General features: G+C 66.9%; 15 protein-coding genes. 7 read left to right on the plus strand and 8 right to left on the minus strand.

Translation table 11 applies throughout. From position 1 onward, the window contains the following. Positions 1 to 25: 25 nt before the first annotated feature. Positions 26 to 346, minus strand: coding sequence for an acylphosphatase (locus GGD82_RS14785; RefSeq protein WP_150063192.1), 321 nt, complete (start codon positions 344 to 346; stop codon positions 26 to 28). A gap of 172 nt (positions 347 to 518) precedes the next feature. On the opposite strand from GGD82_RS14785, the gene GGD82_RS14790 reads away from it, so the two are divergent. The 3 genes from GGD82_RS14790 (at position 519) to GGD82_RS14800 (ending at position 2,623) form a co-directional block, all read left to right on the plus strand. After that, positions 519 to 1,151 carry a septation protein A gene (locus GGD82_RS14790; protein WP_150063193.1) on the plus strand — a complete coding sequence of 211 codons (633 nt, stop codon included), beginning with the start codon at positions 519 to 521 and terminating at the stop codon, positions 1,149 to 1,151. 91 nt (positions 1,152 to 1,242) lie between these two features. After that, a complete protein-coding gene (gene radC / locus GGD82_RS14795; RefSeq protein ID WP_150063194.1) occupies positions 1,243 to 2,037 on the plus strand; it encodes a RadC family protein in 795 nt (264 codons plus the stop codon). A gap of 130 nt (positions 2,038 to 2,167) precedes the next feature. Further along, positions 2,168 to 2,623 (plus strand): helix-turn-helix domain-containing protein, encoded by a 456-nt coding sequence (locus GGD82_RS14800; RefSeq protein ID WP_170284366.1) that lies wholly within the window; start codon positions 2,168 to 2,170, stop codon positions 2,621 to 2,623. A 320-nt stretch (positions 2,624 to 2,943) separates the two neighbouring features. Here the strand turns inward: GGD82_RS14800 and GGD82_RS14805 are convergent, their stop codons facing one another. The 3 genes from GGD82_RS14805 to rnhB all read right to left on the minus strand — a co-directional run bounded on the left by GGD82_RS14805 (position 2,944) and on the right by rnhB (position 6,023). Continuing rightward, positions 2,944 to 3,789: a DUF2628 domain-containing protein gene (locus GGD82_RS14805; RefSeq protein ID WP_184013293.1), complete on the minus strand. Its 846-nt coding sequence runs from the start codon at positions 3,787 to 3,789 to the stop codon at positions 2,944 to 2,946. 215 nt (positions 3,790 to 4,004) lie between these two features. Then, positions 4,005 to 5,135 carry a site-specific DNA-methyltransferase gene (locus GGD82_RS14810; RefSeq protein WP_150063196.1) on the minus strand — a complete coding sequence of 377 codons (1,131 nt, stop codon included), beginning with the start codon at positions 5,133 to 5,135 and terminating at the stop codon, positions 4,005 to 4,007. Positions 5,136 to 5,351: 216 nt separating this feature from the next. Continuing rightward, positions 5,352 to 6,023: a ribonuclease HII gene (gene rnhB, locus GGD82_RS14815; RefSeq protein WP_150063197.1), complete on the minus strand. Its 672-nt coding sequence runs from the start codon at positions 6,021 to 6,023 to the stop codon at positions 5,352 to 5,354. Between the two features lie 128 nt (positions 6,024 to 6,151). On the opposite strand from rnhB, the gene GGD82_RS14820 reads away from it, so the two are divergent. Then, positions 6,152 to 6,778: a hypothetical protein gene (locus tag GGD82_RS14820; RefSeq protein WP_150063198.1), complete on the plus strand. Its 627-nt coding sequence runs from the start codon at positions 6,152 to 6,154 to the stop codon at positions 6,776 to 6,778. Between the two features lie 32 nt (positions 6,779 to 6,810). Here the strand turns inward: GGD82_RS14820 and GGD82_RS14825 are convergent, their stop codons facing one another. Both GGD82_RS14825 and GGD82_RS14830 read right to left on the minus strand, forming a co-directional pair. After that, a complete protein-coding gene (locus GGD82_RS14825) occupies positions 6,811 to 7,518 on the minus strand; it encodes a DUF1045 domain-containing protein (protein ID WP_150063199.1) in 708 nt (235 codons plus the stop codon). Further along, positions 7,518 to 8,672, minus strand: a complete 1,155-nt coding sequence (locus GGD82_RS14830; protein WP_150063200.1) for an alpha-D-ribose 1-methylphosphonate 5-triphosphate diphosphatase — start codon at positions 8,670 to 8,672, stop codon at positions 7,518 to 7,520. The genes GGD82_RS14825 and GGD82_RS14830 overlap by 1 nt, the downstream gene beginning before the upstream one ends. Positions 8,673 to 8,929: 257 nt before the next feature. Here GGD82_RS14830 and phnF point away from each other — a divergent pair, with 257 nt between their 5' ends. From phnF to GGD82_RS14845, 3 genes are all read left to right on the plus strand, one after another. Further along, on the plus strand, positions 8,930 to 9,652 hold the full coding sequence (gene phnF / locus GGD82_RS14835; RefSeq protein WP_150063201.1) for a phosphonate metabolism transcriptional regulator PhnF: 723 nt from the start codon (positions 8,930 to 8,932) through the stop codon (positions 9,650 to 9,652). Between the two features lie 213 nt (positions 9,653 to 9,865). Continuing rightward, a complete protein-coding gene (gene folE / locus GGD82_RS14840) occupies positions 9,866 to 10,534 on the plus strand; it encodes a GTP cyclohydrolase I FolE (RefSeq protein WP_150063202.1) in 669 nt (222 codons plus the stop codon). A gap of 245 nt (positions 10,535 to 10,779) precedes the next feature. Then, on the plus strand, positions 10,780 to 11,241 hold the full coding sequence (locus GGD82_RS14845) for a bactofilin family protein (protein ID WP_150063203.1): 462 nt from the start codon (positions 10,780 to 10,782) through the stop codon (positions 11,239 to 11,241). A 219-nt stretch (positions 11,242 to 11,460) separates the two neighbouring features. On the opposite strand, the gene GGD82_RS14850 is transcribed toward GGD82_RS14845, so the two are convergent. After that, entirely contained in the window at positions 11,461 to 12,000 is a 540-nt protein-coding gene (locus GGD82_RS14850) for a GNAT family N-acetyltransferase (RefSeq protein WP_150063204.1), read from the minus strand. Between the two features lie 292 nt (positions 12,001 to 12,292). Further along, complete coding sequence (locus GGD82_RS14855) at positions 12,293 to 14,095, minus strand: DEAD/DEAH box helicase (protein WP_150063205.1); 1,803 nt, start codon at positions 14,093 to 14,095, stop codon at positions 12,293 to 12,295. Positions 14,096 to 14,228 lie beyond the last annotated feature (133 nt).

Raw genomic sequence — 14,228 nt, forward strand, 5'->3', positions numbered from 1 at the left:
TGTGAAAGTGCGGCGGCCCACCGGGTCAGAGGGTGGCGATCTGCCGGAAGCCGGGTTCGGTCAGCGGTGGCTCCGCGGCGCGGGTCACCTGGGTCACCCGCGCGGCCGGGGGGCCATCATGGCAGGCGGCGATCATGCGCGCGACGGTCTCTTCCGCCCCCTGGAACACGGCCTCCACCGACCCGTCGGCGCGGTTGCGGACCCAGCCGTCGAGGCCGAGATCCTGGGCTGTCTCGACGGTCCACCCCCGGAACCAGACCCCCTGGACCCGCCCGGTGATGCGGACGCGGACGGTGGTCTCCCCAGCTCCGGAGCCGGCGGCGTCGTCGGGGAGCGTCTCGCTCATCGGTCGATCTCCTCTCCGGAGGTGCGAGGGGGGGGGCCGGCGCGGACGCCACATCCCACCCGGGGTGGACGCGCGCGCTGTTCCGCCATACATGGACGGCCATCCCGGTGCAAAGGGTTTCCCGCATCCAGCCGACGGATCCCCGCCCCACGAACAGGAGACACGCCCCGCCATGTCCGCTGCCCCCGCCTCGCCGCCGCCGTCCCCGTCATCCCCGCCCCCCGAAACCGGCGCGGGTGACGGGCAGTGGCTCAAACTGGTGCTGGAGGCCGGGCCGCTCCTGGTGTTCTTCTTGAGCAACGCATGGTTCGGGCTCATCCCCGGCACGGCGGCCTTCATCGTCGCCACGGCGATCTCGTTGGTGGCCTCGCGCGTGCTGATGGGGCGGGTCCCCATCATGCCGCTGGTCGGCGCGGTGTTCGTCTTCGTCTTCGGCGGCCTGACCGTGCTGCTGGAAGACGACCTGTTCATCAAGATCAAGCCGACCATCGTCAACCTGCTGTTCGCCGGTCTGCTGACCGCCGGTCTGATGACGGGGCGGCACTTCCTCAAGCTGGTCTTCGACGGAGCGTTTCACCTGACGGATCGGGGCTGGACCCTGCTGACGGTGCGGTGGATCGGGTTCTTTCTGGTTCTGGCCGCCCTCAACGAGGTGGTCTGGCGCGGCTTTTCCAGCGACACCTGGGTAACCTTCAAGGTGTTCGGGATCCTGCCCCTGACGCTGGTGTTCAGCCTGGCCCAGGTGCCGCTGCTGATGCGCCACAAGGTGGAGGATGCCCCGCCCGCGTCGGGCGCGGGCGGGTAGCGGCACCCGCTGTACGGGCGAACCCGGATGTGCGACAGTGGCGGCGGCTCCCTCTGATTCCCGCCACGAATCCGCCCCCCGAAACTTGCCCATGTCGCGTTCCCGCCGCCGCTCCTCCACCGCTGATCCGGCTCCCGCCGATCCGGCGTTACCGCTGGGCGACGCGGATGTCGCCGCGCCGCACCCGGCCGGGTCCGAAGGCACGCCCGGGGTCGGTGTGCCGCACTACGCCGGCCATCGCGCGCGCCTGCGGGAGCGGTTCCTGGCCAACCCCGAAGGCCTGCCCGACTACGAACTCCTGGAGTTGGTGCTCTGCCTCGCGCAGCCGCGCGGTGATGTAAAACCACTCGCAAAGGCCCTGCTCCAGCGTTTCGGAAGCTTTGCCGAGGTCATCGCGGCCGAGCCGGCGCGCCTGCGCGACATCAAGGGCCTGGGCGACACCGGCCTCGCCGCCCTGAAGACAGTCGAGGCGGCGGCGGTCCGCCTGCTGCGCGATCCGGTGCGGGACACACCCGTTCTGTCCTCCTGGGACCGGCTGCTGGACTACTGCCGCGCCGCCATGGCCTACCGCGCGGTGGAGCAGTTCCGCATCCTGTTTCTGGACACGCGCAATCGCCTGATCGCCGATGAGCTGCAACAAAAAGGGACCGTCAACCACACCCCGGTCTACCCGCGCGAGGTTGTGCGACGCGCCCTGGAGTTGCACGCCAGCAGCCTGATTCTGGTGCACAACCACCCGTCCGGAGATCCCTCCCCCAGCAAGGCGGACATTCAGATGACCCTGCAAGTCCGCAACGCGGCGCACGCGGTGGGGGTCACCCTGCACGATCATGTCATCGTGGGGCGCGGCGGGCACGTCTCGTTCAAGGCCCAGGGGCTGCTGTAGCGGACCTACACAACGGCCTGAGGTTTTCCTTGAAGATCGCGGCAAAACTGGCGAAAATTCGGTTCGTATCTCGCTTAGACGGGATCCATAGAGCGCTGATGGCTTCGGCCACCAAAGAACGGGGGACGGCGTGTACGAGTCCTATTCGGCGATTGTGCAGCTCGTTGAGCGGCTGCACCGCCATTTCCTGGATGTGCTGCGAACGGAGCTGCGTCGCGTCGGCAACGAGGAAATCAACGCCGTTCAGGCTCTCCTTTTGTTCAACATCGGTCAGGAAGATGTCGTCATCCGGGATCTGCGAGACAGAGGGTACTACCATGGCTCGAACGTCTCGTACAACATCAAAAAGTTGACGGAGCTGGGCTACCTCACGCAAGAGCGTAGCCCGCACGACCGCCGCGCGACCCGGCTCAGCCTGACGGATAAGGGCTTTGCCATTTCGCGCGTGGTGGGGGAACTCCAGCAGGTGCTGGTGCAGAACCTGAAGCGGCACAACGTCACCGATGACAGCCTGCGCACCGCGTTCGGCACACTGGAGCATCTGGAGCGCACCTGGACGGATTACATCCGCTACGGGCCCAACTGAGCCGGCGCGGCGACATCGCGGACGCGGCCGCGCACGACAGCCAGGGATGGGAGCGGTGCTCGACGACACCAACACCGCCTCGGAGGTCTGGGTGGACAGCGCCTAACGTTCCGCGGAGACGGAGGAAACGCCGGCGGAGCGAGGCCTGAAGAGCGGTATCGACCACAAGGCCCATCGCAACCGGCCCTTGGGCAGGCCCGGGCTTTCTACGGATTGGCGTAGGGCCGTGGGCTACGGGTGCCGGCGACGCACCTCAACCGGACGCTCACGGTTCCGGGGTGGAACCGGGGGACACCCGGCTCGATTGCGGCCCGTATGCGTTAGCGTATATCAAATACATTAATGTAAAACCTGGTGCCGTCACCTGTTATTCGAACAGTATAGGAAGCGAAAAGCTCATCTTTATTGCTGCCGCCGGCATCTGTATTATAAAAATGCGCTCCGCACGTGTGAAATCCGGTCTGATCATCCGTGCTTATGGTTGTTATATCACGAAAAGCGTAAGATGACGTGCCTTCGTGGTCTGCTCCGCCCTGATCACTTTCTTGAATGTCGAGAATATCTGTGAGAAGACTCACTGTCTCAGAGGCGTCGCATTTCGGGACGTCATAGCCAAATGACAGTACTGATACCAACATTAAGGCAGAGAAGGCTACGCAGGGAAAGCCGATAGCGCCCACTTTCGTCGAAAATATTTTCGGAAGCCCATTCCAGAAACGCTCCTGTTTTACGCAAAATCTATAATAATCATAGTTTGCCATTGAATAAAATAGAACAGCCGCAGGAATTGCGTGCGTTGTTGCCGGGAAATTTATTTCGCTTATTCTCTCAATAAGTACGAGAACCGCATCTATAGAAAAGACAACTCCCGTTAAAAATGCGCCCTTAAGACACATTTTCTTGTAAAAATAATAAAATGGGCCAAATACAAGAGCCCATATATTAAACGATATTTTAAATTGCTCCCGGAACCTGAGCTTGCTCTTTCTCTTAAAGTAAGCATCTAAACCATCGTCCGCACCTGCTTTTTCTAGTATTTCAAATTTCGTCTTCCACGCCCCCTTTAGGCCTGTGACGTTTTCACTGTCGCTCACAGAACGCCCCCATGTAAATTTAATGCAAATCTGTGTTTTAGGCGCGATCAACCATTCCTTCTGCCTCGCCATGGGCGAACGGGTAGTTCTTTTCTCGGGTGCCGTCAATCTCGGTTTGAGACTATTCGCTCTTCCCTCCGGTTTTGAAGAGAGAGGGCGGGCATGCGCGGCACGGACGCTCGGACGGAGCGCCTGTTTTCCTATCTGAGCGCACGCTGCGAGGCCTGTGTTCCGGCGGACCATCCGCTGGCGCGCGGGCGCAGGCGGGCCCGATCGGGCCGTCGGCCCTATTGCAACGCGCCGCCGCTCTGCCCGGTGGTGCCGGTGCCCTCCGCCGCCAGTTCCGCTCGCAGGCGCTGGCGCAGCAGGTCGATGGGGACCAGACGCCCGGAGTCCTCGCCGGCCCGCATATGCCAGAAGGTCCAGCCGTTGCAGGCCGGCGCGCCCTGCACCGCCGCCCCCACCTGATGGATCGACCCCCGGTGATCCGCGCTGATGAGCGTACCGTCCGCCCGCACGCGGGCGGACCAACGCCCGGCCGAGTCCGACAGCACCGTGCCGGGGGGCAGCAGCCCACGCTCCACCACCGAGCCGAACGGAATACGCGGCTCCGACCGCTTGCGCGGCGTGGTGACCAGCGTCGGGTCATCCACGGGCACCACCGCCGCGATCCGCTCTCGCGCCGCCGCGATGTAGTCCGGGTCGCGCTCGATGCCGATCCAGCGCCGGCCGAGACGCTTGGCGACCGCCGCCGTAGTGCCGCTGCCCAGGAACGGATCCAGGATCACATCGCCGGGGTTGGAGCTGGCCAGGATCACGCGATGCAGCAGCGCCTCCGGCTTCTGGGTCGGGTGGACCTTTTCGCCCTGGCCGTTCTTCAGGCGCTCCGGCCCGGTGCACAGCGGCAGGCTCCAGTCGGAGCGCATCTGCAAGCCGTCGTTCAAGGCCTTCATGGCCTCGTAATTGAAGGTGTAGCGCGCGTCCGGCCCCTTGGAGCACCACACCAGCGTTTCGTGTGCGTTGGTGAAGCGCGTGCCCCGGAAGTTCGGCATCGGGTTGGTCTTGCGCCAGATGACGTCGTTGAGCACCCAGAACCCCAGATCCTGGAGCTGCGCCCCCACCCGGAAGATGTTGTGGTAGCTGCCGATGACCCACAGCGTGCCCGTGTCCTTCAACACCCGGTGGCAGGCGCGCAGCCACGCCGTCGTGAAGGCATCGTACTCCGCGAAATCGGCGAAGCGGTCCCAGGCGTCGTCCACCCCGTCCACGCGGCTGTTGTTCGGCCGCAGCAGGTCGCCCCCAAGCTGAAGGTTGTACGGCGGATCGGCGAACACCACGTCCACGGACTTGTCCGGGAGGCCGTCCAGGATCGCGGCGCACTCGCCCTGGAGGATACAATCGGTCTTCAGCGTGGTCATGGTCGGTCTCGGGGCCAGTCTCGGGGCAGATTTCGGGGAGCGGACGTCGGAACGCGGACCGGCGCGGGCTCCCCGCGGGTCTCGTCGTGTCGTTGTCTCGTTGTACGCCCCCCGAGTCGCAATAGCAATATACGTTCTGAATCAGGGCACTAGGAACCGTTTCCAAAGCGGTACTATAGCCCTTGGATCCGCGAGGGATAGAGTCCGCCCCCCGCCTCACATACCAGACGTGGGGCTTTGCAAAGGGGCGGCGTCGGTCTCCCGTGCCGCCAGAGCGGCCCGCACGGGCGCATACCCCCGCCGGTGTTCCGGCGTCACGCCCTGCGTGAGCAGGGCCGCCCGGTGCTCCGCCGTGCCATACCCCATGTTGCGCGCCCAGCCGTACCCTGGATAGCGGGCGTCCAGGGCCACCATCAACCGGTCGCGCGTCACCTTCGCCGCGATGGACGCGGCGGCGATGGTCAGGCTTTTCGCATCGCCCCTCACCACGCAACGGACCGCGCAAGGCGGCTCCGGCGCCAGGGTCGGCGGCCGGTTGCCGTCCACCAGCGCCAGCGTCGGCGGGGGAGCGCCCAGGCCCGCCACGGCGCGGGCCATGCCGGCCAGGGTCGCCCCGAGAATGTTGAGGCGCTCAATCTCTGCCACATCGACAACCACGATGGACAAGCGCGCGGCCGGGCTGTCTTGAAGCGCGGCGAACAGGGCCTCGCGTCGCGCCGCCGCCAGAGCCTTGGAGTCATCGAGCCCGTCGCGCAGCGCGACCGGCAGGCGCGCCGGGTCCAGGATGGCGGCGGCCACCACCAGCGGCCCGGCGAGCGGGCCGCGTCCGGCTTCGTCCACGCCACACACCAGGCCATCGTGGTCGGATTCCAGGGCAAAATCGGGCATGGCGGCGGGGTCCAACGGAGAGAAACGAAGAGAGAGGGCGGAAGGCTAAGCGTTTGGTTACCAGGATCGGGGCACACTGACTATGGGCCCAACCGCCGCCATCTGTCTCCGCGAGGGAACCCCCCGTCATGCGCCGACCGCGTCGCCAGAGCCTCCGCGCGGCCCCCTGGGCCGCCCTTTTGCTGGTGGCGCTGCCCCTGCTGGCCGCGTCCGGCGCGGCGGCCCAGGACACCGCCAGCCTGCCCTTCGGCGGCGCCGAGACCCTGCGCTTCACACCGCCGCCCGGCTGGACCGAGGTCTACCGCGACGCCCACCCCGACCGCCGCGTGGTCCATCTGGTCCCGGCCGGGCAGTCGCGCACCGACTGGCAGGACATGGTCACGGTCCAGGTTCTGAAGACCGCCGCGCCGCCGACACTGGACGCCCTGCACGCCCGCGCCCAGGCGCAATACGAGCAGGCCTGCGCCGCCCCCCATGGCGGTGCCCTTCAGCGCGGCGAGACCAACGGCCTGGAAACGGGCTTCTGGACCCTGGGCTGCGGCCACAACACCCGCTCCGACCACGGCGAGACCGCATTCTTCAAGGCCGTGCGCGGCCTGGAGGGGATCTATCTGGTGCAACGGATCTGGCGCACCGCGCCCTTCGACCCGGCCTCCGGCCCGGGTATCGACCGCGGGGAGCAGCGCGCCGCCATCCAGCTTCTGGCGAAGGCCGTCGTCTGCGTGCCGGACAGCCACGCCCACCCCTGTCCGTAAGCCCCTTCGGCACCGCTTGGACGCACGCTGGGTTACGCTTGGCTCTCCCCGAACCGGGCGCGGTGGATCACCCGGAACGGCTGAGTCCGGTCGGGCTGATGGAACACCGCCACTCCCGTCACCGGCTCCGGTGCGCCCAGGAGCGGCGCGAACAGATGCGTCAGGGCGTCGGCGACGGCGGCCCGCTCCGCCGGATCGTCGATGCGGCCGGTCAGCGTCATGTGAAAGCGGAACTCCCCCAGCACGTAGGGATAGCCCCAGCGGTCCAGCAGCGCCGCCTGCGCGGCCGTCAGGCCGGCGGCCTGTCGCCGGGCCACCTCGTCTGGCGCGGGCGGGGCGCGGAAGCCGTCAAACGTCTGCACGCAGGCCGCCGCCAGATCCTCCAGCGCTGGAGACGGCGCCGACGGCACCAGAGCCAGGAACCCGCCCAGCGCCGCCACGGTCAGCGGCGGGATCGTGAACGGCGCCCGATCGACCGCGAACCGGTCCACGGCCGCCACCAGATCGTCCGGTGTCGTCCCGGGCGCCAGCGCGAACGGCGCCTTCAGCGTGCCATGGAAACCGTAGAACCGGGGGCTCGCCGTCAAGCGCGCGATCCGACCCGCGTCGAGGCCGGGAACGGCCGGATGCTCCCGGGCCTCAGCGGTTTCCGCATCGCGACCGAGCCACAAGACCGCCTGCTCGGCCAACGGCGAGCCGGGCTCCGGCGCGTGGTATAGGGCGTACCGGGGCGACGTCATCAGCACACCCGCCGGCCGCCACGCCAGACGTCGCGCGGCAGCGGCACGCCATCGGCCACCGCCACCCGGACCAGATCGGCCCGCTGATCCGGCGCGATACGGCCCCGGTCGTCCAGCCCAACCATATCGGCCACGTTGGCGCTGACCAGCGCGACACTGGCCGGCAGAGTCAGGTCCGTGATCTCCGGCAGCACGAAGGCGGCGTGCACAAGGCTCATCGGCACATAGTCCGAGGACAGCCCGTCCAGCACGCCGGCGCGCACCAGATCGATGGCGGAGACGTTGCCGGAGTGCGACCCGCCCCGCACAACGTTCGGGGCGCCCAGAATGGTCTTCATGCCCGCGCCGTGCGCCTTGGCGGCGGCGGCGAAGGTCGTGGGGAATTCGGCGATGGTGGCGCCCTCGCTCAGGGCCTCGTCCACGTGGGTTTCGGTGGTGTCGTCGTGGGTGGCGAGGACGATGTCGGGGCGGTCCCGCAGCATCTCCAGCACCTGAAGCCGGTGGGTGTGGGCATAGCGCGCCTGATCGCCGAGACTCTTGCGGATGCGGGCGTCGAACTCGTCCCCCGACAGGCCCTTGTCACTGGTGAACTGGCGCAGCTTGGACACATCGGACCATTGCCGCTGGCCGGGCGTGTGGTCCATCAGCGACACCACCCGGACCAGCGGGTCCTGGCGATAGGGCTCGAAAATCTCCACCACGCAGGGATCGGCCACCTCGCAGCGCAGGTGCAACCAGTGATCGCAGCGCAACAGGCCCTCGGCGCGGGCGTGCTTCACCGCCGCGATCTGATCGGCGAGCATCTGGCGGCGCATGGAACCGTCGGAATACTGCCCGCACGAGATGGCGTCGAACACCGTGGTGATGCCGGCGGCGGCGATCTGGGCGTCGTGCGCGGCCACGGCGGCCAGGGGCGAGGGCCACAGCACCTTCGGGCGCGGCATGAAGTGCCGTTCCATGTGGTCCGTGTGCATCTCGACCAGCCCGGGCAGCAGGTAGTCGCCGCCCAGATCGAGGCCGCCAGGCGCCGTGCTGACGCGGTCGTCGACCTCCACAATCCGGCCGTCGCGTACCACCACGGTGCCGGTGTCCAGCACATCGGTCTGGGTGACGACGCGGGTGTTCGTCAGAATCAGGGTGTCGGAGGGCGTCATGAGGCCTCGAAACGGCGGGGGCGCGGCAGCGGTCTCCTGACCGCCTTTGTCGGAGCCCCCCCGGCGGGCGTCAAGGGAAGCTTTTGGGGACCACGCCATCGGGTGGCACGGGTCCGGTCCGCACGCCCTCCGGCGGACCACCCGGGTCATATGGACACGCATAATCTGCTGGCCTAGGTCTGCAGCCCTAGAGTTTTTGCTTTTTTGTGGATCCGGGGTTCGCGCGGTCGCGCTCCGAAGCAGAGGGAGGACAGACCATGGTCCTGGCGCGCCGCAGTGGTGTCGCCCTTTGGCGGCAGGTGCAGGCTCACGTCGAGACCGCGCTTGCGGACGGGACGCTGAAGCCCGGCGACCAGATCCCGACCGAGGCGCAGATGGCGGACCGGTTCGGGGTCAACCGCCACACCATCCGCCGCGCCATGGCCGAGTTGGAGGATCGCGGCCTGATTCGCGTGGAACAGGGCCGGGGCAGTTTCGTGCAGGAGCCGATCCTGTCCTACCGTATCGGGCAATGCACGCGCTTCACCGACAACGTGATCGGCGAGAACCGGCGGCCGTCGCGCGCCGTCGTCGACGTCCGGACGCTGCGGGCGGAGGGTCTGCCGGCGGACGCCCTGGGCCTCCGCCCCCAGGACACCCTGGCCTGCGTCAGCGTCGTCAGCGACTGCGACGGCCACCGCGTCTCCTACTCCGACCATTTCTTTTCGGCGCGCCGCTTCCCCGGGATCGACGACGCGGTCCGGGCCGAACGGTCGGTGACCGCCGCGTTGCGCCGCTTCGGGATCATGGACTACCGACGCAAGTGGACCCAGGTCACCGCCCGCATGCCCACCGCACGGGACGCCGAATGGCTGCACCAGAACCGCACCCGCCCGATCCTGCTGACCGAAAGCCTCAACGTCGACTCCGACGGACACCCGATCGAATTCGGACGCTCCCAGTTCAGCAGCGACTGGGTCCAGATCGTGTTCGAGCCGTGACGGCGTCCCGATCTGAGGACCCTGCGAGACAAGACCGGCGACCGCGGTACGGCAGATCCTTGCGATCCGGATGGTTTGGCGCCACCTGACCGTTAAGGTGGCCGGCGCCGGGCGCGCCGCCGGGCCTCGGGTCGCGATCCACGCGACCCGAGGCGCTGGACCGATCCGCACGCGCCCCACGGTTATAGCAGCGACAGCAAAGGATCACGCCCGATGAGCCTCGATCGATCGACCAGCCGTCCGCAGGCCCCCCGCGACTACCGCGACAGCGCGGGAGTCTCCGGCGGCCCCGGGGGCGATGCCGTGGAGCGGCCGACACGCGAGGAGGCCGAAGACGCCATTCGCACCCTGCTGCGGTGGGCCGGCGACGACCCCGGGCGCGAAGGGCTGGTGGACACGCCCAAGCGCGTCGCCGCCGCCTACGAGGAGTTCTTCGCCGGTTACGCCGAGGATCCGGAGGACCTGCTGCGCCGGACCTTCGAGGAGGTCGAGGGCTACGACGAGATGGTGCTGCTGCGCGACATCCGCCTCGAGTCCCACTGCGAGCATCACATGGTGCCCATCATCGGCACGGCCCACGTCGCCTACCTGCCGAACAGCCGGGTGGTCGGCATCTCCAAGCTGGCGCGCGTGGTGGATGCCTTCGCCCGGCGGCTCCAGATTCAGGAGAAGATGACCGCCCAGATCGCCAACGCCATCAACGACGTGCTGGAACCCAAGGGCGTCGCCGTGGTCATCGAGGCCGCCCACCAGTGCATGACCACGCGCGGCGTGCACAAGCCGGGGGTCACGATGGTTACCAGCCGCATGCTGGGCGCCTTCCGCACCTCGTCCGACACCCGACGCGAGTTCTTGTCCATGGTCGGCCACGATCGCGGCTAGCCTGAACGTATGGCCTTACCTGGGGGCCCTCACATGGAGCCTCGCCGGGGGGGCTCACTCAGGGCTCTACGCGAGGCTCTGCCCGAGTCTCCGGCGCGAGTCCCGCCACCGTCCGTCGTGACGGGCCGGGGCGGCCGCCCGTTCGGACGCGGAGGGGGCCGGTCCTCCGCGACGCGGCAGCTCGGGCCTGTTCAAGCCGAGGGGTGTTCGTTAGACTTCCGATCGCGTTGGGAGCCAAGATCGTCATGACCAAATCCGTTTTCGCCGCCGACCTGCGGGTGTACGGCGACGTGACCAGCAAGGGAGACCTGGACGTGCTGGGCCACGTCGAGGGCTCTTTGAGCGTGCGGGCCCTGAGCGTGACCCGCGGCGCCACCATCGAGGGCACGGTGCGCGCCGCCTCCGCCGAGATCGGCGGCCGGGTCACCGGCCTGATCGACTGCGACCGCGTGGCGATCGACACCACCGGCTCGGTCGAGGGCACGGTGTCGTACAAAACGTTGTCCATGAAGGTCGGCGGCGGCCTGAACGCCCATTGCGCACCGGCCAGCCCGGGGGCGTCCCTGCCCGTGGCCGCCAACCGGCCCACGACCGAGGCCGCCCCGTCCCGCGAGTCGCCCGCCCGATCGCGCGGCCGCACCGCCGAGGGCGCCGTCGGCAGCGCCGAGCGCACCCCCTCCGCCTCTCCCGCGCACGCCACCGCCTGACGGAATTCGTCCGGCGTATCGCCTATCCCTTAGGCGACGGTGTGAGCGGGCAAGAGCCGCGCTTTCGGCCAGCATGCGCCCATTATCGTCGTCCAGCCGCCTTGGCCGTCATGTCGGAACCGGACATCATCGCACCCGCTGGAAAGGACCGCAGAGGGTGGATAGCTGTCAGACCGCTTTCGGCATGACCGAGGGCTGAAGCGGACTTCCAGTCGAAGATCAGGAGTTCGGCGACATTAGTTCAGCCAGATCTGCCTTGGTCATTACATAGCATTTGCAGGGATGGTCCCCGTGCTCACTATCGCCAATGTGTTTCATGCCAATCCTTTCTGCGACGCGCAGCGAGGAAATGTTGCCGACGTCGATGTCCGCGACGATGCGGTCAAGCCCGACAGTATAAAAAGCGTGCTCAACGATTGGGCGGGCAGCTTCCGGTGCGAAGCCGTTTCCCCAAGCGGATTGATTAAGACGCCAACCGATTTCAACTTCGGGGCCGACGCCATCATAGGGGATTAGAAGAACCCACCCCAAGAACTGTTCGGGTTGGTTTTTTGGGAAAATTGACCAATAGCCAAGCCCATCACCAAGTGAGGTCTCAATCCTTTCTCTTAGAAAGGCTTCATGCTTTGCGGGGTCATTCCACGGGCCGGGTATAAATCGCGTAACTGCTGGATCGCGATCCATCGCAAGACAGGCTTCGAAATCAGCTATCGTGCGAGGCCGAACCCTAAGGCGGTCAGTTTCGAAGCTCGGCAGCACGATCTTTCCTCCTTATGTCGCAAAAACCCGAAGGCCGCGATATGTTTTGCTATCATGTAATGTCCGGTTTGTGGTGCCCCGATCAAGCTAATGACCGGCGGCGTTGGGTCGGGAGCGGTTGAGCGCGGTTTTGTCCGCAATGTCGGCTTTCGCCCGCCTCTCAGCAGTCAGCGGACAGACAGCCCACGGCCTCTTTCGTCCGTTCCGTAGTACGCCCTTGATGGTCGTTCGATCGGCCGCGACGGGCTCGCGAACGCCGTCATTCCGGCGGCGCAGGGCCGAAACGCCCCGCTCAGGACGGGCGCTTCGGTTTGCGGCTCTTGTGTTTCATCGCTTTGCCGCGATCCGCTGACGGGGCCTGGTGTTTGCGGGTCGGCTTGCCGTCCGGCTTGAACTTCGGTTTCGCGTATCTCGGCCGTTCGGGCGTCTCACCGGCCGGCGCGATGATGATGCCGTTCTCGAGGCTGCCCGGCTGTTTGAGCTGGTCCGCAAAACCGGCGGCCTTGTCGGCGGCGATTTCGAAACGGGTTTCGGTGTCGTCAATCCGGATCGCGCCGACATCGCGTTTCGTCACGCCGCCCGCGTTGCAGATCATCGGCAGCAGGAATTTCGGGTCGGCGCGGTGCTTGCGCCCGAGCGAGAGGGTGAACCATACGCCGTCCTGCATGTCCGGGCCTCGCGGCTCGCGACCCGGCGCGTGTTTGTCCGCGGACCGGCGGTCGCGACCGGACGTTTTGGTCTCAAGCGCTTCGGCGGGAAGCGGCACAAGGTCCTCGGGCACGGGGTGGGCGGCCATTTGCGTGCGCAGGAACGCCGCGGCAACGCGCTCCGGCCCCACCCGGTCGAGCAATTCGGCCACGACGTCCGACTCCGCTTCGTCGGGCGGCGCGGCAGAGGCGGCGGCATCGATGATGCGTCGGCGGTAGCGCGCCTCGATATCGGCAATGCCGGGCGCCGCGCGAACGGTCGCCGTCAGCTTCGCCAAGGTAAGCACGCGCTGAACCGCGCCACGCCTGTGTTCCGGAACGATGAGCACGCAGATGCCCTTTCGACCGGCGCGGCCGGTCCGGCCGGACCGATGCAGCAGGGTCTCCGGGTTGCTCGGCAGGTCGGCGTGGACCACGAGGTCGAGGTTCGGAAGGTCGATGCCGCGCGCCGCGACATCGGTCGCCACGCAGACACTTGCGCGTCCGTCGCGCATGGATTGCAGCGCGTTCGACCGCTCCGATTGCGCCATCTCACCCGAAAGCGAAACCACCCTGAAACCACGGTTTGCGAGGCGCGCCGTGAGATGGCGAACCGCTTCACGGGTGTGGCAGAACACCAGGGCGCTTGAGCTGTCGGAATCGAGCAGCGTATTGATGATGGCGTGTTCGCGCTCGTCGCGCCGCACCAGCATCACCTGGTATTCGATGTCGGCATGCTGTTCGGTGGACCCGGTCGTCTCGATGCGCACCGCGTTCTTCTGCACGGTCTTGGCCAACTCGGCGATGCCGCGCCGCACGGTCGCCGAAAACAGCAGGGTGCGGCGCTCCTGCGGCGCGGCGCCGAGGATGAATTCCAGGTCCTCGCGAAACCCGAGATCCAGCATCTCGTCGGCTTCGTCGAGAACCACGGCACGAACGGCGCTTAGGTCCAGCGCGCCCCGCGTGATGTGATCGCGCAGGCGTCCGGGCGTACCGACGACGAGATGGGCGCCACGGTCGAGCGCACGGCGTTCGGTGCGCATGTCCATGCCGCCCACGCCGGTCGCGATCCGGACCTGCGCGGCCGCGTAGAGCCAATCGAGTTCCCGTTGGACCTGAATGGCAAGTTCGCGCGTGGGCGCGATGACCAGACCGAGCGGCGCGGCGGCGGCGTCGAAACACGCGTCGTTTCCAAGCAGCGTCGGCGCGATGGCGATGCCGAAGGCGACCGTCTTTCCCGAGCCCGTCTGCGCCGAGACCAACAGATCGGCGTCATCGTGATCTTCATTCATCATCGCCATTTGAACCGGCGTCAGCGCGCTGTAGCCTTTCGCCGCGAGGGCGGCGGCAAGGGCCGGATGTATGGCGGTGATCGGGGATGGGGCGTTGGAATCGATCTTGGACGTCATGGTCGCTACCTTTGCGGGTCGCCGAATATCATCATGTGTCTGTGTGCGCTCTGGGTAGCGGTATGTGCGCGCTCTGGGTAGCGATAGTTTTCCCGAACCTCGGCTTCTTGGAACGCTGGGCTGATGACGACTC

Origin of the sequence: Roseospira marina, from assembly GCF_014197855.1 — a bacterium.
GTDB classification, from domain to species: Bacteria; Pseudomonadota; Alphaproteobacteria; order Rhodospirillales; family Rhodospirillaceae; genus Rhodospira; species Rhodospira marina.

Excerpts from the sequence above, each read along its gene's own strand:
- GGD82_RS14825 (WP_150063199.1), bottom strand. The coding sequence starts at position 7,518 with ATGACGTCGCCCCGGTACGCCCTATACCACGCGCCGGAGCCCGGCTCG.
- GGD82_RS14855 (WP_150063205.1), bottom strand. The coding sequence starts at position 14,095 with ATGACGTCCAAGATCGATTCCAACGCCCCATCCCCGATCACCGCCATA.
- GGD82_RS14790 (WP_150063193.1), top strand. The coding sequence starts at position 519 with ATGTCCGCTGCCCCCGCCTCGCCGCCGCCGTCCCCGTCATCCCCGCCC.
- folE (WP_150063202.1), top strand. The coding sequence starts at position 9,866 with ATGAGCCTCGATCGATCGACCAGCCGTCCGCAGGCCCCCCGCGACTAC.
- GGD82_RS14785 (WP_150063192.1), bottom strand. The coding sequence starts at position 346 with ATGAGCGAGACGCTCCCCGACGACGCCGCCGGCTCCGGAGCTGGGGAG.
- GGD82_RS14820 (WP_150063198.1), top strand. The coding sequence starts at position 6,152 with ATGCGCCGACCGCGTCGCCAGAGCCTCCGCGCGGCCCCCTGGGCCGCC.
- GGD82_RS14805 (WP_184013293.1), bottom strand. The coding sequence starts at position 3,789 with ATGGCGAGGCAGAAGGAATGGTTGATCGCGCCTAAAACACAGATTTGC.
- rnhB (WP_150063197.1), bottom strand. The coding sequence starts at position 6,023 with ATGCCCGATTTTGCCCTGGAATCCGACCACGATGGCCTGGTGTGTGGC.
- GGD82_RS14830 (WP_150063200.1), bottom strand. The coding sequence starts at position 8,672 with ATGACGCCCTCCGACACCCTGATTCTGACGAACACCCGCGTCGTCACC.
- GGD82_RS14845 (WP_150063203.1), top strand. The coding sequence starts at position 10,780 with ATGACCAAATCCGTTTTCGCCGCCGACCTGCGGGTGTACGGCGACGTG.
- radC (WP_150063194.1), top strand. The coding sequence starts at position 1,243 with ATGTCGCGTTCCCGCCGCCGCTCCTCCACCGCTGATCCGGCTCCCGCC.
- GGD82_RS14810 (WP_150063196.1), bottom strand. The coding sequence starts at position 5,135 with ATGACCACGCTGAAGACCGATTGTATCCTCCAGGGCGAGTGCGCCGCG.
- phnF (WP_150063201.1), top strand. The coding sequence starts at position 8,930 with ATGGTCCTGGCGCGCCGCAGTGGTGTCGCCCTTTGGCGGCAGGTGCAG.